The organism is Ornithinibacillus bavariensis (genome assembly GCF_050433565.1).
In the GTDB taxonomy this organism is placed as follows: Bacteria; Bacillota; Bacilli; order Bacillales; family Amphibacillaceae; genus Ornithinibacillus; species Ornithinibacillus bavariensis.
In genome coordinates this window covers 175,138-196,730 of the sequence record NZ_JBNPWZ010000004.1, presented here as the reverse complement: position 1 = coordinate 196,730, position 21,593 = coordinate 175,138, and the positions used below count along the sequence as shown (strand labels likewise).

At 40.3% G+C, this 21,593-nt stretch carries 23 protein-coding genes; all 23 read right to left on the bottom strand.

Features of this window, described 5'->3' with window-relative positions; genetic code table 11:
* Positions 1-47: 47 nt before the first annotated feature.
* The 23 genes from HNR27_RS09730 to HNR27_RS09620 all read right to left on the bottom strand — a co-directional run bounded on the left by HNR27_RS09730 (position 48) and on the right by HNR27_RS09620 (position 21,593).
* Positions 48-1,835 (bottom strand): DUF262 domain-containing protein, encoded by a 1,788-nt coding sequence (locus HNR27_RS09730; protein WP_262447305.1) that lies wholly within the window; start codon positions 1,833-1,835, stop codon positions 48-50.
* Positions 1,836-1,838: 3 nt separating this feature from the next.
* A complete protein-coding gene (locus HNR27_RS09725) occupies positions 1,839-3,137 on the bottom strand; it encodes a DUF262 domain-containing protein (protein WP_262447306.1) in 1,299 nt (432 codons plus the stop codon).
* A gap of 23 nt (positions 3,138-3,160) precedes the next feature.
* Positions 3,161-3,754, bottom strand: a complete 594-nt coding sequence (locus HNR27_RS09720) for a hypothetical protein (protein WP_429339618.1) — start codon at positions 3,752-3,754, stop codon at positions 3,161-3,163.
* Between the two features lie 51 nt (positions 3,755-3,805).
* A complete protein-coding gene (locus HNR27_RS09715) occupies positions 3,806-5,011 on the bottom strand; it encodes a nucleotide exchange factor GrpE (protein WP_429339617.1) in 1,206 nt (401 codons plus the stop codon).
* 114 nt (positions 5,012-5,125) lie between these two features.
* Entirely contained in the window at positions 5,126-6,697 is a 1,572-nt protein-coding gene (locus tag HNR27_RS09710) for a recombinase family protein (RefSeq protein WP_078110009.1), read from the bottom strand.
* 3 nt (positions 6,698-6,700) lie between these two features.
* The gene (locus HNR27_RS09705; protein WP_027625356.1) at positions 6,701-7,114 is read right to left on the bottom strand and encodes a recombinase family protein; all 414 of its coding nucleotides are present in this window, start codon (positions 7,112-7,114) and stop codon (positions 6,701-6,703) included.
* Positions 7,115-8,677 (bottom strand): recombinase family protein, encoded by a 1,563-nt coding sequence (locus HNR27_RS09700; RefSeq protein ID WP_429339616.1) that lies wholly within the window; start codon positions 8,675-8,677, stop codon positions 7,115-7,117.
* Positions 8,678-8,738: 61 nt separating this feature from the next.
* Positions 8,739-8,978, bottom strand: coding sequence for an SHOCT domain-containing protein (locus HNR27_RS09695; protein ID WP_078110007.1), 240 nt, complete (start codon positions 8,976-8,978; stop codon positions 8,739-8,741).
* A gap of 178 nt (positions 8,979-9,156) precedes the next feature.
* On the bottom strand, positions 9,157-9,858 hold the full coding sequence (locus HNR27_RS09690; protein ID WP_429339615.1) for an N-acetylmuramoyl-L-alanine amidase: 702 nt from the start codon (positions 9,856-9,858) through the stop codon (positions 9,157-9,159).
* Positions 9,859-9,889: 31 nt separating this feature from the next.
* On the bottom strand, positions 9,890-10,330 hold the full coding sequence (locus HNR27_RS09685; protein WP_027625352.1) for a phage holin family protein: 441 nt from the start codon (positions 10,328-10,330) through the stop codon (positions 9,890-9,892).
* A 75-nt stretch (positions 10,331-10,405) separates the two neighbouring features.
* Entirely contained in the window at positions 10,406-12,760 is a 2,355-nt protein-coding gene (locus HNR27_RS09680) for a phage tail protein (RefSeq protein ID WP_429339614.1), read from the bottom strand.
* 13 nt (positions 12,761-12,773) lie between these two features.
* Positions 12,774-13,277 (bottom strand): hypothetical protein, encoded by a 504-nt coding sequence (locus HNR27_RS09675; protein ID WP_019155104.1) that lies wholly within the window; start codon positions 13,275-13,277, stop codon positions 12,774-12,776.
* 15 nt (positions 13,278-13,292) lie between these two features.
* Complete coding sequence (locus HNR27_RS09670; protein ID WP_100330410.1) at positions 13,293-15,230, bottom strand: siphovirus ReqiPepy6 Gp37-like family protein; 1,938 nt, start codon at positions 15,228-15,230, stop codon at positions 13,293-13,295.
* Positions 15,231-15,232: 2 nt separating this feature from the next.
* The gene (locus HNR27_RS09665) at positions 15,233-16,084 is read right to left on the bottom strand and encodes a phage tail family protein (RefSeq protein WP_429339613.1); all 852 of its coding nucleotides are present in this window, start codon (positions 16,082-16,084) and stop codon (positions 15,233-15,235) included.
* Between the two features lie 13 nt (positions 16,085-16,097).
* A complete protein-coding gene (locus tag HNR27_RS09660; protein ID WP_429339612.1) occupies positions 16,098-18,518 on the bottom strand; it encodes a phage tail protein in 2,421 nt (806 codons plus the stop codon).
* A 14-nt stretch (positions 18,519-18,532) separates the two neighbouring features.
* Entirely contained in the window at positions 18,533-18,673 is a 141-nt protein-coding gene (locus HNR27_RS09655) for a hypothetical protein (protein WP_000525096.1), read from the bottom strand.
* 47 nt (positions 18,674-18,720) lie between these two features.
* Positions 18,721-19,107: a hypothetical protein gene (locus tag HNR27_RS09650; protein ID WP_340773325.1), complete on the bottom strand. Its 387-nt coding sequence runs from the start codon at positions 19,105-19,107 to the stop codon at positions 18,721-18,723.
* Positions 19,108-19,118: 11 nt separating this feature from the next.
* On the bottom strand, positions 19,119-19,709 hold the full coding sequence (locus tag HNR27_RS09645) for a major tail protein (protein WP_018664396.1): 591 nt from the start codon (positions 19,707-19,709) through the stop codon (positions 19,119-19,121).
* Between the two features lie 3 nt (positions 19,710-19,712).
* Positions 19,713-19,979, bottom strand: a complete 267-nt coding sequence (locus tag HNR27_RS09640) for a hypothetical protein (protein ID WP_429339611.1) — start codon at positions 19,977-19,979, stop codon at positions 19,713-19,715.
* A gap of 53 nt (positions 19,980-20,032) precedes the next feature.
* Entirely contained in the window at positions 20,033-20,479 is a 447-nt protein-coding gene (locus tag HNR27_RS09635; RefSeq protein WP_429339610.1) for a major tail protein, read from the bottom strand.
* Positions 20,480-20,482: 3 nt separating this feature from the next.
* Positions 20,483-20,824: a hypothetical protein gene (locus HNR27_RS09630; protein ID WP_042357479.1), complete on the bottom strand. Its 342-nt coding sequence runs from the start codon at positions 20,822-20,824 to the stop codon at positions 20,483-20,485.
* The gene (locus tag HNR27_RS09625) at positions 20,821-21,252 is read right to left on the bottom strand and encodes an HK97-gp10 family putative phage morphogenesis protein (protein WP_036175034.1); all 432 of its coding nucleotides are present in this window, start codon (positions 21,250-21,252) and stop codon (positions 20,821-20,823) included. Before HNR27_RS09625 ends, HNR27_RS09630 begins: the two co-directional genes overlap by 4 nt.
* A gap of 5 nt (positions 21,253-21,257) precedes the next feature.
* Positions 21,258-21,593 (bottom strand): phage head closure protein, encoded by a 336-nt coding sequence (locus HNR27_RS09620; RefSeq protein WP_042357481.1) that lies wholly within the window; start codon positions 21,591-21,593, stop codon positions 21,258-21,260.

Genomic DNA, 21,593 nt, shown 5'->3' with positions numbered 1-21,593 from the left:
AGCCTCTCGTTTTAGAGGTTCATGCAATCATATCCATTTATTTTGTCCTACCCTTTATTTTTCAAAATATCAAACATTTCATCTTTATGAATACTTGACTTTTCTTCTGTCCACTTCCCATCACCTAGTCTTGTCATTTTTTCCATGACTTTTAATTTCAAACTTTGATTGATAATACTCGGATATGAATTGATTTTTCCAGCTGGTGGCAAATTTGAAAACTTAGAGTTCCCAGAAACCGTTATTAATGCTAGGTTACCGAATCCGTTCAGCTCGTCTTCTTCCCAATATTCTCCTTCGACCGGATGTTGTGGATGGAAATGCTCGATGGAACTTCTAAACTGGAATTGCCAATCTTCTTGCATTGGTGATATGATTTCTTTTCCATCATATGAATAGCCATCCCTATAAATTAAATAATCAAGATAAGAAAATACAATTCGTTCAATTTTAAAACCACTTCTGTTTTGGTAATCGGATTCAACAATCTTCTTCCTACAATAGTTCTCTAACAAGGCAATAATGTTAGTTCCTTCATCTTCTAACAAGTTAGATAAAACAACCGTAATCCAGTGCATTGTTTTAGGTGATGTATAAGTAATACGTAAACAAGATTGAAGCGTTCTTAGTTTCTTATTATCATTACCTTCATCACCGAGTGTACCAACGTATTTAGGTTTATCACTATTTTTCTTTTTATCACGATATTTTTCTAAACGTTGCAGGGACCATTTACCCGTTTCTTTGTAATCCCTAGCAAACTCGCGTTTTAATACATACTTGTCAAATAGCACCCGACACTTCAATAGGTGAAACAAGAAATCTTTGGCTTTTTCAGGTGTTGACCATGCCCATGATAGATTATTAAGGAAGTGTTTGTCATCAAGGCTTGCATCTTCTTCTCCAAGTTTTCTCATGACAGCATTGACTTGTAGTAAGAAGTTTGGAAATGAAATAGTTGATTCAAACCGTTCATTCTCATCTTCCGATTGTGTGATTGTTATATTAAGCATTTTATTATCTCTTAAGATATCAATCAAAGATTTTTTATCCACTGATTTATCCACTATCGAAATTTTTCTTTTTATCGAATCAAAATCCTTAATAGATTGACATAGACTGCTCCAGTTCTGAGTAAAGATATTTCTTCGCACATTCACATCAAAATTCATCTGAACATACGAATTCATATCAGAACATTTTTCCCAAATCAGTGCTGCTATATTTTTGTCATGATCATTTTCAAGTACTTCCAACAACTTAGATTTAGCGATTTCATGAAGTTCCAATTGCTCTCCACGGGTATTCATTATTTCAAAGTAATGGTTTAAATCAATGTTCTGCGGGACTTGGACCCGGATAAGAAAAACTTGATTCAACTTTTGAACAAAGCTACTTTTATTGATATTTTTATTCTTGAAATAGTTATCAATGATTTGAAAACCATACAAGATTTCTGGTGATGATAATTCTTCAATCAAATCTGGATTACTGCTGTCGCTGATATAAGAAAGGGTACGATTTGATTTTTCACGTGCTTCAAATCGCAATGCTTCCTTCGCAAATGCAAGCCCCAAATACTTCTCAAGAAGATATAAAGTTGTTAATCGCTGCTGCCCATCAATCACTTCGTAAACATTGTTATCTGTTTGATTGACAATCAAATTCCCTAAGAAGTAGTTTTTATTAGAATCATCAATAGAACTTTCAATATCCTCAATCAATTGTTCTATTTGCGTTTCAGTCCAAGCATAATTACGTTGATAAATCGGCACAAGATAATTGATGTTTTCAAAAACATGAGATACCGGTATTATTTTTAAATCACTAGTCATCTCCTACCACCCATTCCATTCACAAAGCAATTCATACACTGCTTTATATTTTTCTTGATTATTGTCATCAATATCTGGCTGTTTAAGTGCAAGCAACTTCAATCCTTCTGGATCCTCCATTTCGCTAATTGCGGAAAACATATCAATTCCAAAGTTTGCTCGTTCATGCAGACCCTTTGCATATTTATTGATAGTCTGCGGATACACCGCAGTCATTGCCAACCGTAATGAATAACTCCATGAATAAAGTTGTTGCATCACAGATTGGGTTAAGCTCTCAAAACCAAACCTATCTGCAAAGAATAATAACGAGCATTCATACAACTGCTTAATGTAAATATCACCAGAACGCTTGCTTGGAATTTGATCATGGTCATGAAAGTGACTAATTAGTTTTTGTATTTTTTCTAATAATTTTCCGTAATGAAGAGTGTAATTAAAGAATCGTTTACCAGCTATCAAGGGCTGTGTCAATTGAAATTGATTTAATAATTTTGAGGAAAGCAATTCATTACTACCATTGGTATTAAATTGTTCCACATATAGATTACTTGCTTTATGATAAATTGCATAATTATAGATATTTGCTCCCTTAATTCCTTTGAATGAATCTATTTTACTTGAAGAATAACCTAATCCTTCTTTCCCCTTATACCATTGAGTAAGCGGGTACAAATAGATTTTAAATAAATCTTCTAAATTATCTTGGTTTATGTTTTCCCAGCTATTTATAATTTTAACTTTTTGATTCTCATCTTCACTATTCATTTCTCGCAAATGGTATGATTTCAACAAATCATGAGGTTTTAACTCTTTGCCACGGGAATTTTGTGAATCAAAGAACTGAAAAGCTTCTTGCTCGCTATCTGTGACAATTTGAACTGCACTACAATGTTCGAGTAGATATTCTTTATATTTGCTTTGCACATCTTCCGAAAGTTCATTTATTCGCTTAGATAAAATACTAAAATTAGTCACTATTGCATCATTAGACAGCTGATTATACTTTTCCCGTAACAGCCCCTGATCCTCATAACCTAAACAGTATAGAAGAATCGAAAGGGTTGTAAGTCGCTGTTGGCCATCCACAACGTTGTATCTTCCATTGTCCTTATGTAAAATTACAGAGCCAATCCTATATTCTTGTACACCTTCTTGATAAGCGTTAAAAGTATCAAGAAAAAGCGTATTTGTAGATTTCACACCCCAACTATATGGACGTTGATATGATGGTAAAGCTAACTTCATTTTAAGTAATTCACGAATCTTTTTTATTTTTAATTCATCTTGAAGTAGAGCCATCCTTAAATCTCCCCCTAACCACTTCAAATCTCGATTATGTAATATTTTCGACCCTCGCTTAAGTCTTGCCAGCTAAAATCATATCTGCCTGATAAGGTAATATAATCTTTGTTTTTCCCTACACCGGTAGGTTTAAAAATACTTCCGTAAACAGAATACTCTTCTCTAAAAAATTTATAAATGCCTTCGTTATTGCGCCCTTCGTAGAAAGGCCTGTCTGAAACAAAGGCAACAGCAACCGTTTTAGTAAATCCTCTACTTCTAAGTTCTTCCATGAATTTAATATCCTTCACGAATGAATACATCTGCTCTGGATACTGGCCATTTAATGGACACTTTAGTTCAATAGCATACCTTTCAGATTTTTCTTCATTAAATATAGTAATATCAATTTCCTTTTTAATGGTTTTGGTGTCTGTTGTGAAGTATGACACATTCCTTTCAAATTGAATCCGATACCCTGAAATTCTTTCACGCAGGAATATCCCTAGCTCATGCTGAAGGCTAAATTCATTATAAATTTCAACTGCATTAACCTGTACGTACAGGAAAAAGTCCTCTACCAATTCCCTTAAATCAAGCAAATCATTCACCTCTGCCACATTTATAGAAGTCACATTTCTTCACTGCCATTCAAAAATCTTTGAACTGTTACTATTAATCTTTTTTCATAAAAAATATTTACTCGTCGTTTTTATGTTGAATAATTCTTCTTTGTCTTTTTCTGTTAACAAATCATCCAGATGTTTACTAGAATCCTGAATCCAATTAGCCTTATCCATAGCCCATTCATATTCATCTGTTGTTTCATCCAGCTCGGCAGAAATGTATTCCTTTATTAGTTTCGAGTAAAAATAGTTTATCGAGTTAATCAACAAATCCTCAGTTTTTTTACGCTCTTTTTCTCTCCGTTCTCTAAGTAATTCCCTCTCCCGTTCTTCTATCAATCTTTTTTCTTCCTCTAGGATATGCGCCTTTTCTTCTTCATCCATAATTGGCGGAAGCGAAAATATGTATAAGAACACCTTTCTTAATAAATCTTCAGTTGTCATAGTTTGCGTTTGTTTTATTAATTTTTCATGCTTGCCCCATTTACGCCAATACAACTTATAACCTACTTCAACATTTATTTTCCCTATTGTTTCATATTTAAATGTGTTGTAACGTGAATAGTCTTTATCCTCTGGGGATAATGTGACTTTTTTACAAGGAAGTCTAAATTTCAAACTGAATGTATACTTTTTATACAATACTTGTGTTTCATCATATTTACTAACGATTTTTGCTCCAGCCATTTCAAGCGCTTTAAATAAGCTATCAATGAAAGGTAAAACTTCTGGAATGATCTCACCCGAAGCAGAATTAATTCTTAATTTATCCTCTCTATATGATTGCGTTTTTCTACGGTATCCCACTATTTCTTTATGGGGTTTATTGGATAAAGTCTTATTAACCTTTAATGCGTTGTATATTTTAGTTAATTTTTCTTGGTCAGATTCTAGGTCAGGAAAATAGGACGGTTTTTCCTTTTCTATCTTCTTTGTAGGTGAAGCGACGCTCTTTTCTGTAGGAGGGCTACTGGACTTTTCTTTATTTACTGCAACTGTTATTTTTTTAGGTACCTTTGCAATTTGTTTTTTAGCTGTTTCAATGACAACTATTCGGTTATCATTTGGATTTGGTAGTGGTGGTTGGACTGGCTTCTCATTCCCCATATGTAAACTGCTCCAATAAGATGCTGTAGGTAATGGAATATCATTGCTAGTACATGTATTTTTCAATTTATTATAGGGTACATTTAACTCTTTAGCTGTTTTAGTGGTACCAATAGTCCATAGCTTTTCATATAAATCTTTTCTCGAGATTGATAGCATGATTTTCCCTCTCTTTATCCTTTGCTTCATTTTATATCTACAAAAGTTTTCAGTCAATTTGATACTCAAATAAGCCCATGTATGCATTAACATGGGCTTGGGTAGATTTATATTTCACATTTCTATTTGTCTCTCAATTCCTGATTTAAATTCAATAGTTAAATCGCTGTTGTAAATTGTTACTTTCTCAATAAGCCGTCTTACTAACTGCTCATCATATTCCTCCAGCTCGCAGGATTGCTCATTCAAGAAATCAGTCATTTCAGCGATTCGTTGCCTTTTTCCTTCTCGCTCTGCATTTTCAACTAGTGCATTTTGCTTTAATTCTCGAAGGCGGTAAATTTCATCAGCAACATCTTCATAGTCATTCTTGGACTTTGCTTGGATAAGAAGCTGTTGTTGCAATTCTTCCAATTTGCTGTCAAGGTCATCAGTGGCATTATCATTTTCTTCATTAAATATAGTAGCTATGTTTTTCTGCAAGGTTGAGAGGAAGGGTTCTTTGTTAGCCAAAAGTTCGTTAATAGCCTTGACCACTGCAGTCTGCAATGTTTCCTCATTTATGGTAGGGGCAGTGCATTCAGATCCCTTCTCCTCCAAACGGCTGACGCATCGCCAAACAATTGACTTGTATCCTCGGTTATTCCAATGTACCCGTCTGTAAATATCACCGCACTGTCCGCAGTAAACGATACTCGATAAAGCATACTTACTGCTGTAAACTCGCTTTTTACCGCCCTTGCCGCCGCGAAGATTTGCTCTTCGAACCATCTCTTCTTGAACCTGCATAAAAAGCTCACGCGGAATGATAGGATCGTGGCTATTTTCTACATAATACTGGGGAACGATGCCGTTATTCTTGACTCGCTTTTTAGAAAGGAAATCAACCGTATATGTTTTTTGTAGAAGGGCATCACCGATGTACTTTTCATTTTGTAGTATTTTTTTCAGCGTTTCTGGCCTCCATTTTGATTTACCTGCCGCTGTTAGAATACCGTCTGCTTCTAGTCCTCTTGCTATCTGTAAAAGGCTGGCTCCCTCTAGGTACTCCCTATAAATCCGTTTAACAACCTCAGCACCCTCTGGGTCAATCACTAGTTGCTTGTTTTCATCCTTGGTGTATCCAAGGAAACGCTTGTGGTTGACCTGAACTTCACCTTGCTGATATCGATACTGAATTCCCAGCTTAACGTTCTGGCTTAAGGATTGGCTTTCCTGTTGGGCAAGGGATGCCATGATGGTTAACAACACTTCACCCTTTGAATCCATGGTGTTGATATTCTCTTTCTCGAAGAACACAGCAATGTTTTTATCCTTTAACTGACGGATGTATTTAAGGCAGTCTAACGTATTTCTGGCAAATCGACTGATGGATTTTGTGATAATCATGTCAATTTTTCCTGCCATACATTCTTCAATCATGCGGTTGAACTCTTCACGCTTCTTGGTATTTGTACCTGTGATGCCGTCATCTGCAAAAATACCTGCCAGTTCCCATTCCTTGTTCTTCTTAATATATTTTGTATAATGCTCGATCTGAATTTCATAACTTGAAGCCTGCTCTTCACTATCCGTTGAAACACGACAGTAAGCAGCCACTCGTATTTTGGGTTTGCTTTCACTATTTTTATTATTTCCAACCCGTTTAATTGCCGGAATCACTGTTACATTCCTACTTACCGCCACTTGTTACACCTCACTTTCTATCAGACTGTAAGCATATTCCGCCTGCTTGTATGGATCTTCATATTTTTGCACCAGAGGTTTTACTTTGAACTTTACAGGGTAATCCCTTACCGGTTCATCTTTAGGCTCCCATATCCTTCCGAGCTTTTCTGCTCGTTTTCGTTTTTCTACTCTGGCTTTTTCAAAGGTCTCTTCATCAATAATTGGAGGGTAGAATTCATCGCCCAAGTAATGCTTGTTCTGCAACATCTTACTTGCTGTGGCATGGTAGCAGTCTATCCCAGCTTTTTTAGTAGCACCCTTCAAAGAAAGTCCTGCCAAGTATCCTGAAAATAATTCTTTTACTTGTTCTGCTGCTATTTCATCTACAACAGCCTTTCCATCTTCAATTCTATATCCATAGGGTGTGTGACCCATCTAATTCACCAACCTTTCCTTCAATTCGATTCCACATTTTAATTCAAATCCCACTTCCTCTCGTGAAAAGACCATAATCTTTTCTACGTAATTTTCAAACAGCTCATCCTCATAGGCTGTAAGCATTTGGGACTTAGTTGCAAACTTAAGCAGACGGTCAACCTCTTCAACTTTTGTAAAATTCCCATTGACGGAACGAGTAAGTTGATCCTTTTCGACAAGAAGCCTTTCTCTTTCTGCTTCCAGTGAATTCTTTTCTTTATTAAACAGAGCAGGTTCCAGATATCCTTTGGCCATTAAACCCGTCAGCATCTGACTCTGCTCCATGTTGTTTTCAATCTTAGTTTCCAACTCTTCAATTCTACGAAAACTCGCTACATTATTCTGGTTACGTAACCCATTCAAAAGTGGTCTTAATATGAACTTCTGACCGTAAATGAGTTTATTCATCATCGTAACAAATGCAGTCTTTATATCGTCATCCCGTATGAACTGCATGGAACATTCCGTTATCTGGCTTATATGCTTACTGCAGCACCAAGCGATGTATTTCCTTCCAGATGAATGAATCCTTCTTTTAAAGGTACTGCCACATTCCGAGCAGATAATTTTGCTAGAGAAAGCATATCGGTTTAGATATTTGCTGTTGCGCTTTTCGATGCTTTTTTCCTTTGCTCTCTGATTGAGAACGGCATCTACAGCTTTAAAATCTTCATGGCTGATAATTGCCTCATGATGGTTTTCTACTAGATACATATCTTTCTCACCATAATTGGTGTGCCTATTAAAATGGCTGTCCGTATAAGTCTTTTGCAAAATAACATCACCAGTATATTTTTCATTAGTCAGAATCCCTCTAATCGTAGTAGCTGTCCAACGACCACCTCTTTTTGATGGGATACCCTTTTGATTAAGATCATTTGCAACTTTCTGTGTGCCTTTGCCCGATAATACCTCTGCAAAAATATACTTCACAACTTCAGCCTGCTTGGGGTTTACTATCATTTGACCGTCATTATTTTGATAACCATATGGCGGGTAGGAAATTTTAAAGATTCCGTTTTGAAATCGTCTTTGAATGGCCCACTTCGTATTTTCTGAAATGGAAATTGACTCACTTTCTGCAAGCCCACTTAAAATGGAGAGCATCAACTCGCTTTCCATTGAACCCGTATTGATATTTTCCTTCTCAAAATAGATATGAACCCCAAGGCCTATCAGTTTTCGAACCATCTCCAAGCAGTCTGCAGTATTTCTCGCAAATCGGCTGATGGACTTTGTAATAATTAAGTCAATCCTTCCAGTTTCACAGTCTGATAACATTCTAAGCAGGTCAGAGCGGTTTTCCTTTTTCGTGCCACTGATTCCCTCGTCATAATATAAGCCTGCATATTCCCATTCTGGATTCGCCTTTATATAAGTCTCATAATGAGCCTTTTGCGCTTGCAAGCTGACTAGCTGTTCATTACTATCTGTTGAAACTCGGCAGTAGGCAACCACTCGTGTTTTTGGCTTAATAAAAGAGTTGGCTAGATTCCCTTCTATTTTCGTTATCTTTTTCATCCTCTCACCTCCTTCTTGGTAGGTCACATATTACCTCTGAAACCCTTATATATCAACGGCTTCAGGGCATTATCTCAGCTAAAAAGGGGTAGAATGTTTGGCGGTTTAATGCGTCTATTTTGTTGAATTCCGCTTCAGTTATTAAGCCTTTTTCGAGCATCTTTCTCAGCAATTTTTCTGCTTGGATATAATCAAACTCACGTTGTAACTGTTCCTGTGATACTCTCTTAAGTACGGTGGTGCTTTTGTCTACAACCTCATCCGAGATCTTAGTAACTTTTTTATCCTCGTGCTGATTCACTAAGAATCACCTCCTACCTAATAGCCGTGGGAACAGGTCGAAGTTGAGGATTTGTAAAATTTAATTTGAATCAGAGCATAAAAAAGAGCCTGCAAGGGAAGAACCCCTACAGGCTAGATAATCTAACGGTTTAATATTTTATTTAGGAATCTCGATGATTTTTAACTCGCCCCATTTGTTAATCATACTTAATAAATGCATCCGTAAAGCCTGCCTTTTTAGCTTTAGCAAGCTGTGCCTCAGCATTTGCACTGTCAGAATAAGCACCGATCTGCACACGGTAATATTTCTTTTTCACAGAGTCTACTGGTTTATTTTCAGCACTTAATAGTTTCTTCACATCCGCTCGAAAGGTGTCCATGCTCTTCCCATGTTTAGGGAACCAGTGCATCACATCGCCATGGTTACTGGCAATGCCTCGTTTATAACCTTCGCTGTGACAAATGATATCTTTTTCACTTAACCCATAGAGTTTGCAAAGATATACACAAAGCTCCAAGGCTTCCTTGTAAACAGCAGAAAAATACGAGGCATCGGTCAAACCGTCCTCGCAAATTTCAAATCCAATATGAGAATTGTTTGCAGTTCCTCCAGCATGCCAACCTCGGTGATTCCAAGGCAATGTTTGATAGGTTGCAATGGAACCATCTGCTAATTTACCAATAAAGGCATGGACACATACTTGACGGCCTCCAGGTTTGTCTTGATTCCAATGGTTGTTATATTGGTTCTTTCCTAGCAAGCCATCGTCAGGGCCAACATATCGTTTGAGCCACGGGTTGTTAGCTCCAGTTGAGTGAACCATAATACCCTTTGGCGTTATGATTTTACCCGCTTTATAGCAGGCATTGTTCGTAAGTAATAGTTTGCGTAACTTCATTAAAATCACCTCTAATCAAATATTAAGTCAATCATCTTCCACCACCAGGCTTAGGCGGTTCCCCATCACGTCCATGTAGTTGCTGTAAAACCGATTTTAGGTTTTCTGGAATAGGCAGTCCAATATGTCCAGCGTTCTCTAAAATGGATACTCCTTCATTACTTAGGTAGAAAAAGATTACTGCTGTTCGTAAAATGCCACTATTTTCTCCAATACTAACCAAAATTTGTGTATCGATAATATGAGCGATGCCTACCATTATAAAGATGAGTACCTTTTTGAAAATCCCCTTAGCACCGATTTCGCTACACAGTTTTTTGTTTGCAATTGCACAAAAGACACCTGTCAGGTAGTCAATGATCACAAAGGCTACCAGTGCATAGAGAAATCCGTCATAACCGCCGAGAAACCACCCAAGAAATCCACCGACTGCGGCAATAGCCAGCTGTATCCAATTCCAAATTTCTTTCATTAAAGACACCTCCGTTTCGTGTATTTCCATATAGAAAAGCGCCCCTGCAAATGACAAGAGCGCTGAATTTTATTTTTACATTATTTTTATTAGGTCATGAATTTGTTGCATCACATCTGCCCTAGGCCTTCCTGTACCAATAGGTAGCCATGTGACAGATGGTATATCGAACGCATGGGAAGAATCAAAACTATTAATTATCATAATAATCGCATCAATAGCTTTACGCATTTCAACGATATGGAATGGCCAATTCTTAACAGTGGTCTTTCTTGCGATGATCTCCTCTTTCCAAGTTGCAGGGGACATATTGTAATAGCTACGTACCCTGTTTATAGCAGTTCGAAGCGTCTTAATATGCGCTGCCTTTACATGTGTCACATTAGCGGTGATGATTTCAAAAGGTAATGCTAAAATCGTGAAGGTACGAACAACTTCTGTGCTTGCTGACTCGATATCACTGTCAAGGCAACGAAAAGTAACCGTATGATTTCCTACAGAAAGAGGTTCTGCTTGGTAAACCGTCTTGACACCATTACCAAGATAGCCGCTTACAGAAAACCGCTCAGGATTGTCCACGCTATTTTGCCATGGACCAGAGTCAATCCTTACCTCCACTATTTGTGTTTGTCCATCTGGTTCAATTCCTGTTGTAATCATAAAACGTGGTGTAGCATTATAAGTAAAATTGCCAGACATTGGACAGTCCACTATCGGTGCTACAGGCGGGCTGTTTTTCTTTACCGCGTTACTAACAACATAGGCAGACACTGCATCAAGTGCATCTGTGACGCTGATTCGATAACGAGTATATCTACCGGCAACCTGTGAGGCATTTACCTGAAGAGTGCCTGAAGTCGCATTGGAAATAACTGTCGTCAGTGCTTCATAAGCAGACCAATTTAGTCCATCTATCGAAGTGGCCTGTTGAATAACATATTGCTTGATGGAGCTGGTTCCAGGTACCGTTCCACTCCACGAAAGGTTTATTGTATTTACTTCATAGATAGGAGGGTTTGCGGTAAAAGAAGTCGGCGGTATTGGTAGTATGTTTTTACGAACAGTATTACTGGTAATAGTCCAGCCTGAGTAAAAATCCTCTCCAGCTGTACCACGGGTTCTTATTCGGAACCGACGATAATGACCACGTGTAGCAGGTGGACTGACATTTAAAATACTGCTTGTTGCAGAAGTATTGACTATCGCCAATGCCAACCAAGCACCCCAATTGCTATTATCTGGCGAATCACTATATTGTATTTCGTAGGAAGTGATGGGATTACCTGCGCCACCAGCTGCTCCACTCCAAGAAAGAGTAACGTTTCCTTCAGATAATGTTGCACTTACCGTGCAGGCAGTCGGTGCTGCACAGGCAGTGATGTTGCAATAAATGCTATTACTGATTTTCTCTATTGAGTAAACATCAAATGTGTCAATTGTCCAAATACCAAATTGTGTATATGTTCCTGGGGTCCTCGATACAATTGGATTATAGCTACCACCGCTTGCTGCCAATGTCAACATGGTCAACACATTCCACGCACTCCATGTGCTGTTATCCGTGGATGTGCGACTGGCAATTTGATACCCCTTAATTGGACTGGTACCGCTAGACGCTCCGCTCCAAGTAAGTGTGATAGTCTCATTACTATATGCCGCAGGGGAGGCAACAGCAGTCGTTGCTGGCTTTGGTACCGTATTCCTGCGGACGCTGTTTGTGGATACTTTCCAGCTAGAGTAATAACTAGCTCCTGCTGTACCACGGGTTCGTACACGAAATCTTCGGTAATTACCTCGCGTTGAGGGCGGTGCTACTGATACACTGCCACTTGATGCTGTGGTGGTCACAGTTGTCAGAGCAGTCCATGCTCCCCATGTGATGTTATCGGCAGAATCACTATATTGAATCTCATAACTAGAAATCGTATTATTGATGCCCCCAGAAGCACCACTCCAAGAAAGAGTCACATCCCCTTCCGCAAGTGTCGGGGAAACCGTACAAGATGTCGGGGCTCCACAAGCCGTAGTAAGCAATGGAGCACTTAGTACCGTATAGCTTGAATTGGTAATCACACCAGAGGATAATGGTAATCGTCCATCAGATACCACTTTGAATGTGACTGGCTGGGTTGCATTACCTGTAGTAGAAGCACAGGTCACCGAAACATATCTAATCCTTGGTGTGGTCCCTTCCCAGTTATCTCCGTCTGCCGCTTTAATACGCACTTGTGAAGAAGATCCATTTACAGTCATAGTGCAAAGCAATGCATAACCACTACGAATAAAGGAACCTGATGAACCTAACGCAGCGGATATGGTGAAGTTGTATGTCATCTGACTATTATTAGGTCGGCTTTTAGTATAAGTAATCGTGTAATGAACGGTCGGGCTAGAACCCGCCTGCAAAGTTATACCGTTAATATCCGCCACTTATATTCACCTCCTATTCATAAACCGCAGAAACTAGCGAGTTTACCAACCCGCAAAGACTAGTATTCAACCGAGTATCAATAATGTTATTTGCTGAAATCGATGTAGCAGCTGAAGGTACTAGAACATCAGCAATACCTAGTTCATAGACATCGCTTGTTCTTGTCAACTCCGGAGCTATGGGCGATGCCGTTGGAGTACCAGTAACAATGGCGAGCTGAATGCTTCTCGTGATTTGACTTAAACGAACCACAACCCTGTCTATGCGAGGATTGCTCCCATCTGCTGTAGCAAGGGGTTTATTTAAAACATCCGTATTTTCATATCTATAACCATTAATCCATGCACTGCCCGGTGCTATGGTTACTGCTAATCCAATCCCAGGAGATACCAGTAAGTTTGTTGGTGTCGCATAAAACACACCATTCGAGACAAGGCTTCCAAAGTATGCAGCGAAGTCCGTTGCATCATAGACTCTATCACCATCGGATGAATTGAAAAATCCGCTTTTTTCCATCAATCACTCCTCCTTCTATTCCGTTTTTGTATACTCTATTACTACATAGCCTGTATACGCAGTTCTATCATTGCCTGGTTCGACTACAATGTCGGTCTTATTTGCGAAGAGTCCGATTTGCGATGCGAAGTTGTTGTACCGGGCAAGGGGCAGTGGCAAGAATACGGTCCCATTTGTCGCAAAGCCTGTTAAACTGACAATAGTGCTGAGGTTTGATATGCCGTGAGCTACGCTTTTCGGTGTCGTATTTGTAAGTGTCCCAAGATTCACTTGCTTGCGATAAATTGTCTTACCATCTATCCATAGTCGCCCAGTGTTTTGTTCTGTAGTTGAATAGTCGCTAAAAGAAGAAACCATTTTAGTAGCTGTAATTGTACGGTCTGCAATTTTTAAACCTGTAACTGCTCCATTGGCAATTCTTGCAGTAGTTACAGGTTCATTATTGATATTAAGCCAGTTTGCTTGTCCAGAAGGGTTATTAAATACGAAAACAGAAATCACATAGAAAGTCAGCGTATTGCGAGAAATAAAGAAACCCATTGCCCGCTGATATCCATTTCCCGTATTGTCCCCGCTATGTTTTATCAAAAAGACATGGCCGTCGTCACTTGGCTGGTCACTAAACTTATTGCCACTCCATGAGGTGAAATAAAAGGCATCTCCAGGTTTCATATAATACAACGCATATTGTCCAATCGATATAGTTCCTCCGCCAACATTGATTTCGAGCGCAGGTAGTTTTCCATACAGATTGTTGATAGTAGATGCTACGTTGTCTCCTTGAATCTTTGAATCTACCTCCGTCAAGTCGCCTAAGGTTTCCTCAACTGCTACTAGCGTATCCTCCACTGCTCCTAAAGCCTGTGCAATTTCAGATATGCCAGTTGGAGCCGATATTGCTGTTTTCACCTCGCTCAAGTCGGAGTGTAATTTTTGGGCTATTGTCAATTCAGCTTTTCCGAATACTACACTGATACTCCGGCCATCTGCGTCATAAGTTTCTTCAACTTCGGTGATACGTGTCGTCATGGATACACCCCATGCTTTGGAAATAACTTTGACGGTCTGCCCAAGATCGAAGTCTATCTTATATGACAAATTACCGTGTGGATTGACCGATGTATCAAATGAATAGCGTATGGCTTGCTCACTCAGCTTACTTTGACCTCGAAAGATTAATGTATCAATGTAATCTAAACCAAAGTCTTCTGCCCGTAAGTCCTTAGCATCCACAAAAATTTCGTGCCTTGTCTCACCAGAGCCACTTGTAATTGCAACAAAAGTTCTGTCTGGACCTTCTCCTTCACCACCAACAAGGGCGGTGTTGGCATAATCTCCAGCACTTATTGTATAAATCTGTTCTGTAAGGTTTTCATATTCCTTAGAAAATACAGCTTGTGATTCCGTTCCCATATATAACGCTACGGTAAAAACCCCTGTAGTAGGAGTGAACACAGTCTTAATGCCAACATCCGATGCAACACATAGTTCCGTCACAGCATCCATCAAATTTCGATACGATACCTGTGTGCTGATAGGAACATTAAAGTTTGGAGCAGAAAAGGATATGTTCGCAATCTTCCTTGCTACATCAGAAGGATTGATAAGATTATTATTTAAAAGTTGCTCTACACAAGTAGAAATATCACCAGACAATTTCTCCGTTTGCCAAACAATGCGGCGGGAGAGGAAGGAAGTTGCAAACCGACCACTTGCAGTAATAATTTCATGCTCGGTTTGAGAAAGTTCCAGATGTTCGATGATCCCGACTTCCTCATCATCATTTTTCCAGATGATATTCCCTTCCTTTAATAGTTCTGTATTTTCCAAAGTTGCAATCGCTTTTAACTCAAATGAGCCACACTGGGAATAGCGTCTCGTCCAGCGTAAGTACTCGAAGGACTCCACAATGCCCACAAGCTCTCGGTTTGAATTGTAGATATACAGTTCCATCTTTACACCCCCAGAAACTGCGGACGAAAGTAAATACTAACCTCTAGCAGTTCCATATTGACTGAAGCATCGTATCGTAGTGTATTAAGACCTGCCGCGAGTTGAAAGAACACCGAATTGGTATCCAACAGTGAAAAAGCATTTGTAATCGTTGACCCATTAATCTGGACCACACGCTTACCAGCGAAGTGGGTGTATACGCGAAGTTCATCCCCAGCGCTCATTGTAGTGAGAAGTCGGATATATTCTCCCATGTCTATGTTTAATAGTTCAGGGTTCGACACAGTACCTAAGGCTCGGAATACAATCTCACATCCACAAGATACATCCCCGATATTTTCCACTGTAATGATTTGGCTAGGTTGACGCATTCCGAACTCCATCCCGCTCATAGGAATTTCCAATTCAAACTCAAATAGCGGTATCCATGATGCCAGTTCCTCTCGCACCTCATTTAATGTCTCGAAGAAAGGGGATGGGCAGAGTAGACTGACAAAGAAGTTTGGTATTCGTTGCCGATTAGAAACACTAAAGCCTGCCTCCTCCACCACACAGGATATCTGTCGGTCACGGTATTGAAGGGTCCCTAGTAGCTTTGGGCTGAATATTTGAAGGAATCGTTGTCTCCTTTTAAAGGCTTCATCGGGAGTATCAGCAACAACCGTACCTTCAATCGTTATGTTTCGCATATCTAGTGTGGAGGAAATATAAAAAGCGCCATCCTGATCCGGCGCCTTGAAAGTGTTGACGGTTTGACGAATATTTCCAGTACCGTCTACCTTCGTAAGAAAGTACGGTCGGCTTTGCTTAAGCGTAATACTCTCTCCATCTCTATTGGTGTATGTTAGCTCCATTTCCGTACCTCCTTTACAATTCAAGTGCCAGTTTACGGGATAGGTTCTTAAACTCCCGTGCTAATTCTTTTTCTGATAGAGCTTTAGGTGTCACAACTGAAATATTTTGAGTGATACTTGAACCCGTGGCATTACCTTGTCCAGATACACCTCTGTAATTAAAATCAAAGCTGGTTGGTACTGCATTTTGCATATCCCTTGAAACTGCTGTCATTGCATCCTCAAAACCTACACCGATACCTTCACCCATGTTGTGGCCAATTCCAGCAAATAGAGTTGAAGGGGAGCGGATACCGAAAAAGTCTTTTATCCTCGATACAACATTTCCGAAAAACCCGGATATTTTACCCCATAACCATGCACCTGCGTCTGATATACCCTTCCACAACCCTTTAATCAAATTGCCGCCCACTTGTGCCATTTGACCGATATAGCCAGTAAAGGCCCTAACCAGTCCAGAGATAATCTGCGGTACGGCTTTTACGATCTCCACGATTATCCTTGGCAGATTTGCAATCAGTGCCACAAACAGTTGTACACCCGCTAAGATAATCTTATCGATGTTACCAATAATGGCATTGACCAGCGAGTTAACAATCTTGGGAATAGCACCGACAACAGTAGTAATAATCTGTGGCAATGCCTGTATGAGTGATATTAGAAGCCGGATACCTGCATCAATAATCAATGGAATCGACCCAATAACAGCACTGATGATACTATCGATAATTTGCGGAATTGCTTCCACAACTGCTGTAATAATGGTAGGCAAAGCTGTGACCAGTGAGGTCAATAATTGAATACCCGCATCAATAATCTGTGGAATAGATGCAATGATAAAATCCACTATTGCTTTGATGATGACCGGTAAGGCAGAAGTAAGCTGAGGTATTGCCTCTACCAATCCCTGTGCTAACCCTTTAATCAACTGCAAAGCGGCATCCAAAATGAGTGGTAGGTTATCCATCAATCCTTGGACAATCTGCATAACTGCAGAAACTGCCGCAGGGATGAGTTGTGGTAACGCTATGCCGATTCCCTCCACAAGTGCTGTTACTAATTCAATTGCTGCATTTATTAGCAGTGGAAGGTTATCAATTAATGCACCGACAATCGTCATTAGAGCACTTACCGTCGCTGGAATAAGTTCGGGTAAAAGGCTCAAAATTGTTTCCAGTACTTGCGCGAATATATTTGTAACCAATTCAAGAAGCATTGGTAGCAAGTCTGCAACCGCCGCTAATATTGCGCCTGTCGCTGTTGGCAAGGCGGCTACGATATTTTCTAAAACCGGTACAATATTAGTGACAACCGCCTCGAAAGCATCAACAAGATTCTCAGTCAGATTCGTCATATCAGCATTGGCATTACCGAGTCCAGCTGTAAATGAACCAAGTGCGGCCTGTAGTAACCCAATAGAACCGGAGATTGTCTCGGTTGATTCTTTTGCAAAGTTACCTGCATACTGCTCTGTGTTCTCAAAGAACATTTGCATTGCTACTTCGGCTTTTTCCGCTTGTGTTGCAGTATTCCAAGTGAAATCCAGACCCTTTGCGAGAGCATAGGCTTCGATGTTTGTAGCGTTCATCGCAACACCTAAGTTATCCATCATATCAAAGTTACCCTTTGCCGCCCCAGTGACTGCCTCCAATGCCGAGGACATATCAATACCCATAACAGATGCCATGTCTGCCGCACGTTGCATGGCCTTTTCAGTTAGCTCAAGACTTCTCTGTTGCTGTATACCAGAACCTTGGAATAACGCGCCCATTTTGTTAGCAGTTGCAAGGTACTCACTTTGGGAAACACCTAGATTTTTATAGGCTTCCTCACCAGTTTTCTGAATCGATGCAGCATATGCTCCAAAAACCGCCTCCGATCCACCTAGGTTTTGTTCTAATTCTCCAAACTGAGTAACTACCTCTTTACCTAACTTAATAGCCGCGGCTCCAGCGGCAACGGCAACCGCACCCATCGCCACACCAATTCCCTTGAGTACACCGCCAAGCTTTTCAAACCTGCCACCAGCATCCTCTGCACTTTTACCGGAATTCTCTAACTCTTCACCGAGATTATCCGCTTCAATTGTAGACTCCTCAAGTTCACGTTCCATAAGGTTCAGTTCTGCCTGAGCCCTGTTTAATTGTATCTGCCAGTTTTGGGTACGACGGTCATTTTCACCGAAAGAGGAGGAGGCATTATCAAGGGCAGCCTTAAGGGTAGAAATCTTTTCTTTCTGTGCGTCAATTTCTTTATTTAAAACGGCATTTCGAGCCGTGATCGATTGAATGGATTTATCGTTTTTATCAAATTGACTGGTTACAAGGGCCATTTCACTACCTAGTACCTTAAATGATTGATTGATTTCGGAGAGTGCCTTCTTAAATTCTCGCTCACCCTCGACACCTATTTTTAATCCAAAATTATCCGCCATCCCTTCACCTCCTCCTATATGCCTAGTGGGATAATATCGTCAATGGTCTGAGTTTTCTTTGGCTTTTCAATGCCATGCCACTGCTTATGGCAAGCCCATAAATCAAAAAACAGTCCAATTGGCAGAAGCCAGAATTCCTCTGCCTCCATGCCCATCTGGACTGTTCCATAATAAAGAAGCCGGGTAAAGACCTCAGCGTCCGTTACCCGACTTCCACGTTTTTTGGAGTTTCCTCCTCACTTTCCACATTTCTCTTTGTACCTTTGAACATTGCCTCGGTAATTGCAGTTTTATATGCCGCTAAGTCAAGCGGTGAAGTAAGAAGCTCCACTTCTTCCTCTGTAAGCAATTCTTCTGGTGCGTTCTTATTCTTAAGATTACGAATCAAAATGGACTGGTTTGCAAGCAATGTAATTAGCCAAACAATCTCGTCCAGTGCCATCTCGAAGTTTTCTGATTTCATCAGCTTTTCTCCAAGGTTTTCAAGACCACCGTAACGACCCGCAATGGCCTTTGTTGCACGTGTAGTTAAAACCAGTTCATACTCTTTGTCACCTATGTTGATTAAGGCACTTCTATCATTATCCATGATTTCCCCTCCTATGGTTCAGGTGTATATACAGGTTCATAGACTTCAGTGAACCAGCCTGTTATGGTGGTCGATGAAACACCAGGATCACCTTCTGTAACTTCCGCTTTCCATGGGTGCTTGCCCAATCCATCTAGCTTATTCCTACGCATAACGGTTCCTTCGATGGTGGGTGTAGAAAAGGTAATGGAATCAGCCTTTGTCTGTAAGTTGGTAGCTGGTAGTCCAAACTTAACGCGATACAGCCAAAAATAGCGGTATGTTCCATTAGCTCTTTGTGCACGAAACCCTACTGCAACTGGTGTACCCACATTTTCACTGGCTGAGATTAATACTCCGTTGTCATCTGTAGAAGCACCAGTTAAATCCGCTGCAACTGTCGGACCAATGTCGTCAACACCGAGAGTGAGAGTACCACTGTTAAAGTCTTTCACAACCTCAGCCGCACCATCGTCAGCATACAGAATTGCTTCCACCAGTTCTACCGAGAGTTCAGCAGTGATGGCTTTTGCAAGTACAGAAGGTTGGGCATAAGTTTCCTCACCGTTAGCGTCCTCGGTTATTTTTGAATAGTACAGTCTATCAAGACCGATCGTTGCCATGTGTTATTCCTCCAATCTATAGTTTTTAGCCACATCGATGGCGTAATGATGATATCCAGTATCATCCTCGTGACCGATATATCTTCGTTCTGTCACAGTAAACTCTGCATTTATTAAAGAAGTTGTGAGCTGTCTTTTCCGCCTTAGATAGTTATTTTTAGAGAACAGTGATATCCTCGCTTCCTGCACATCAAAGCCTGGACGGTTATCAGCATGAACTTCAAAAATATCCGAAAGAGGGAGAATCACGGCATACTCATCTGGTGCCAAACCTGAAAAAACCCCGGTTTCCACGGGGAGCGGTATAGCGGTCACAAGTGTATTCAATTTTCAATGGTGGGTGTAGAAAAGGTAATAGAATCAGCCTTTGTCTGCAAGTTGGTTGCTGGTAGTCCAAACTTAACGCGATACAACCAAAAATAGCGGTATGTTCCATTAGCTCTTTGCGCACGAAACCCAACTGCAACGGGTGTACCCACGTTTTCACTGGCTGAGATTAATACTCCGTTGTCATCTGTAGAAGCACCAGTTAAATCCGCTGCGACTGTCGGACCAATGTCGTCTACACCGAGAGTGAGAGTACCACTGTTAAAATCTTTCACAACCTCAGCCGCACCGTCGTCAGCATATAGAATTGCTTCCACCAGTTCTACCGAAAGTTCAGCAGTGATGGCTTTTGCCAGCACAGAAGGTTGGGCATATGTTTCCTCACCATTAGCGTCCTCGGTTATTTTTGAATAGTACAGTCTATCAAGACCGATCGTTGCCATGTGTTATTCCTCCAATCTATAGTTTTTCGCCACATCGATGGCGTAATGATGATATCCAGTATCATCCTCGTGACCGATATATCTTCGTTCGGTCAAAGTAAAATCTGCATTTATTAAAGCCGTTGTGAGCTGTCTTTTCCGCTCTAGGTAGTTATTTTTTGAGAACAGTGATATCCTCGCTTCCTGCACATCAAAGCTTGGACGGTTATCCGCATGAACTTCAAAAATATCCGAAAGAGGGAGAATCACGGCATACTCATCTGGTGCCAAACCTGAAAAAACCCCGGTTTCCACGGGGAGCGGTATAGCGGTCACAAGTGTATTCAATTCCTCTAAGATATTCATATCTTCTCGATTTCCTCCTCCAGCTTGGCGACCATTGCATTGATGCAAGGTTTCCTAGATGCATTCCTCGCAGGCTTTAGGAAGGGTTTTGCAGGCTGACCATGTTTGCCATATTCGATAATGCTGGCAAGTTTAGCATTGCTCTCACCATCAGAGCGAGGCTCAGCAAAGCCAACTTTTACATTGAAATTGCCGTTTCTATCTTGCTTTGCACCAGAAAGGCCCAGTGAAGATAACAACTCGCCAGTGCTCTTGGATGGATATTTCGTGCCCTTGCCAACCACCTTACTTAGATTTCCTTTGACTTTATCCAGCACCACTTCACCGCCAACTTCCAAAACCTTAGGAAGAATCACATCGGTCTGGTCAGCTAATCGGGATACCTTTAAAAGGAATTCTTCTGGCATCTTTATATTCGCTTTTGCCATATCCATCACCTCACAGTTGGTTCTAGCTTTTCGGCTAAAACCTCGACATACATCCCTCGGTTTCTTACATCCTCAACACTTAAAATCTGATATCTGCCATCATCACAGACGATAACCATTTCATTGGTCACCTTAAGTCCATAAATTTTCCTAAACCGAAACAAGGAAGTTGCAGATGAAAATGATGCCATATTCGTCCACTGCTCACTGCCATGACGATCTTCCTTGTAAGCAAGTACACTAGCGAGTATGTTGTCACCTTTTGTAGCGAAACCTTCCTCATCCTTTATTGGTACCGTGCTAATGATATCGATGAAGGTATTCATCTTTCCAAAGCTCAT

Excerpts from the sequence above, each read along its gene's own strand:
- HNR27_RS09645 (WP_018664396.1), bottom strand. The coding sequence starts at position 19,709 with ATGGCAACGATCGGTCTTGATAGACTGTACTATTCAAAAATAACCGAG.
- HNR27_RS09660 (WP_429339612.1), bottom strand. The coding sequence starts at position 18,518 with ATGGCGGATAATTTTGGATTAAAAATAGGTGTCGAGGGTGAGCGAGAA.
- HNR27_RS09690 (WP_429339615.1), bottom strand. The coding sequence starts at position 9,858 with ATGAAGTTACGCAAACTATTACTTACGAACAATGCCTGCTATAAAGCG.
- HNR27_RS09620 (WP_042357481.1), bottom strand. The coding sequence starts at position 21,593 with ATGAGCTTTGGAAAGATGAATACCTTCATCGATATCATTAGCACGGTA.
- HNR27_RS09700 (WP_429339616.1), bottom strand. The coding sequence starts at position 8,677 with ATGAAAAAGATAACGAAAATAGAAGGGAATCTAGCCAACTCTTTTATT.
- HNR27_RS09665 (WP_429339613.1), bottom strand. The coding sequence starts at position 16,084 with ATGGAGCTAACATACACCAATAGAGATGGAGAGAGTATTACGCTTAAG.
- HNR27_RS09730 (WP_262447305.1), bottom strand. The coding sequence starts at position 1,835 with ATGACTAGTGATTTAAAAATAATACCGGTATCTCATGTTTTTGAAAAC.
- HNR27_RS09650 (WP_340773325.1), bottom strand. The coding sequence starts at position 19,107 with ATGGATAATGATAGAAGTGCCTTAATCAACATAGGTGACAAAGAGTAT.
- HNR27_RS09655 (WP_000525096.1), bottom strand. The coding sequence starts at position 18,673 with ATGGGCATGGAGGCAGAGGAATTCTGGCTTCTGCCAATTGGACTGTTT.
- HNR27_RS09670 (WP_100330410.1), bottom strand. The coding sequence starts at position 15,230 with ATGGAACTGTATATCTACAATTCAAACCGAGAGCTTGTGGGCATTGTG.
- HNR27_RS09675 (WP_019155104.1), bottom strand. The coding sequence starts at position 13,277 with ATGGAAAAAAGCGGATTTTTCAATTCATCCGATGGTGATAGAGTCTAT.
- HNR27_RS09630 (WP_042357479.1), bottom strand. The coding sequence starts at position 20,824 with ATGAATATCTTAGAGGAATTGAATACACTTGTGACCGCTATACCGCTC.
- HNR27_RS09625 (WP_036175034.1), bottom strand. The coding sequence starts at position 21,252 with ATGGCAAAAGCGAATATAAAGATGCCAGAAGAATTCCTTTTAAAGGTA.
- HNR27_RS09635 (WP_429339610.1), bottom strand. The coding sequence starts at position 20,479 with ATGGCAACGATCGGTCTTGATAGACTGTACTATTCAAAAATAACCGAG.
- HNR27_RS09715 (WP_429339617.1), bottom strand. The coding sequence starts at position 5,011 with ATGCTATCAATCTCGAGAAAAGATTTATATGAAAAGCTATGGACTATT.
- HNR27_RS09685 (WP_027625352.1), bottom strand. The coding sequence starts at position 10,330 with ATGAAAGAAATTTGGAATTGGATACAGCTGGCTATTGCCGCAGTCGGT.
- HNR27_RS09705 (WP_027625356.1), bottom strand. The coding sequence starts at position 7,114 with ATGGGTCACACACCCTATGGATATAGAATTGAAGATGGAAAGGCTGTT.
- HNR27_RS09725 (WP_262447306.1), bottom strand. The coding sequence starts at position 3,137 with ATGGCTCTACTTCAAGATGAATTAAAAATAAAAAAGATTCGTGAATTA.